Below are 1,972 nucleotides of genomic sequence, written 5' to 3' on the forward strand. Positions count from 1 at the left end.
CAACAAACAACTCCTACCGGGCTGGCCCAACCAGCCCAACATGGTGACGCGGGGTGGAGCAGCCCGGTAGCTCGTCAGGCTCATAACCTGAAGGTCGTAGGTTCAAATCCTACCCCCGCAACCAATACCATCAAACGAAACAACAGCTTAGATATCGGCGCGACGCCACGCGGCGGCTCAAGGCGTCTAGCACAACGCTAACACAATTGTGCTTGTACGTGATCCATGAGACAAATGTGCCCATGCTCCACAGATGCATCGGCGGTTTGTCATGCAAAGGCACGAGATCTTAGGCGGTAAGGTCCAGGTTTACAGGCGCATAGACGCCGGCAACGGGCATTGCTCTGCGTCGGTCGGTGGCAAGCAGCGCCGAGCCACAACGAAGACCGACAGCCTATCTCTTGCAAAGCAAGTCGCCGAAGACTGGTTTCTTGGGTTGAGGGGCAAGCTGCACGCTGGGATCTTGAAGACGGAGAAGACCTTCCGGGAGGCAGCGACCCAGTTCCTGCGTGAGTATGAGATCATCACCGAAGGGCAACGCAGCAAGCGTTGGACCGAGGGGCATGGCATCAGGCTCAGAGTCCATCTCCTGCCGTTCCTGGGCGACCTCGGCCTGTCCGAGATCACGCCAGGCAAGGTCCAGGAGTACCGGGTCCACCGGATGTCGCCGCGCGGCGTGGCCAACCCACATTCGAAAAGCAACAGACCGGTTTCGGACAAGGCGCCTGCCTGGAAGACCCTTCACAACGAAATCGTGACCCTGCGCCTGGTGCTCCGCACGGCAGTGAGCCATGGTTGGCTCTCGCACCTCCCCGACATCTCCAGTCCATACAGAGCATCGAACAAGGTGGAGCATCGGCCGTGGTTCAGCCCGGCCGAGTACAAGCAGCTCTACAAGGCGACCGGAGCCTACGCCAAGGAGCCGTTCCATGCGCACTTCCGCTGGAATGCTGAGCAGGTGCACGACTATGTTCTGTTCATGGCCAACACCGGCTTGCGGCCGGACGAAGCTTCCAATCTCGAGCATCGCGACGTTGAGGTCGTCATCGACGATGAGACGGGTCAGCAAATCTTGGAGATCGAGGTGCGTGGCAAGCGCGGCGTGGGTTTCTGCAAGTCTATGCCTAACGCCGTGCGCCCCTATGAGCGACTGCTCAGCCGGCCCAAGCCTGTGCGCGGTGAGAGCCGCCGCGATGGGCAGCGCCGTCGCAGGGTAGGGATCGTCGAAGCACCGGCAGCGCCTGCAGCGGAGCTGCCCAAACCCATCGACAAGGTCTTCCCGGGCAACCACCTGAGGCTATTCAATGGGGTGCTCGATCGCGCGGAGCTCAAGTTTGATCGCGACGGTAAGGCGCGAACGGCGTACTCGCTGCGGCACACGTACATCTGCTTGAGGCTGATGGAGGGCGCGGATGTCTACGCTGTTGCGCGCAACTGTCGCACCAGCGTCGAGATGATCCAGAAGCATTATGCGGCCCACATCAAGAACATGATCAGTGCCGCTTCGGTTAACGTGCGAAAAACCAGGCCGAAGCGCCGGCAAAGAAGCGCTCCTGTCCAGTTCGAAGATGACGATTTGGTTGAGGCTTGATCTCTCAGTGTGCCGCCTGCCGGCGCGCTTGCGCATCCCTTGCGGGTGCGCTTCGGAGCAGCGCCCTTGCGGCGCTGGTCCGTGCACGAACCTGCCTCCATGCAGCCCGACATGCTTTCAAAAGGATCTCGAGCTCAGACTTTGTTCGTAGTGGACGCGCATCACGGAACACAAGTTAGTGCGTCGGCCTGGTGCGGCCTGGTGCGGCCTGGTGGATAGCGGAATGGCCGCTTTCGGGTGGGCAGGGCGGTAAGCTGCCGCTTGTCGTCTAATCGCGTCGGTTGCAAGAGGGCTTTGGAGATGCCGTTGCCGGGAGCATGGTCGTCTTCGCGGTCGGCATATGCCGCCGCATGATGGAGCTTCGCGGGCGATCCTTCCAAG

General features: G+C 60.8%; 2 protein-coding genes and 1 tRNA gene. 2 read left to right on the forward strand and 1 reads right to left on the reverse strand.

Annotated features, from left to right (window positions below; translation table 11 throughout):
* Positions 1-47 precede the first annotated feature (47 nt).
* Together GV044_RS13265 and GV044_RS13270 are read left to right on the forward strand one after the other, a co-directional pair.
* Positions 48-124, forward strand: a tRNA-Met gene (locus GV044_RS13265).
* Positions 125-436: 312 nt separating this feature from the next.
* On the forward strand, positions 437-1,591 hold the full coding sequence (locus GV044_RS13270) for a site-specific integrase (protein ID WP_236554963.1): 1,155 nt from the start codon (positions 437-439) through the stop codon (positions 1,589-1,591).
* 161 nt (positions 1,592-1,752) lie between these two features.
* Here the strand turns inward: GV044_RS13270 and GV044_RS22150 are convergent.
* On the reverse strand, positions 1,753-1,972 hold a 220-nt coding region (locus GV044_RS22150; RefSeq protein ID WP_236554964.1), incomplete at its 5' end, for a hypothetical protein.

Source organism: Novosphingobium sp. 9U (genome assembly GCF_902506425.1).
Classification (GTDB): Bacteria; Pseudomonadota; Alphaproteobacteria; order Sphingomonadales; family Sphingomonadaceae; genus Novosphingobium.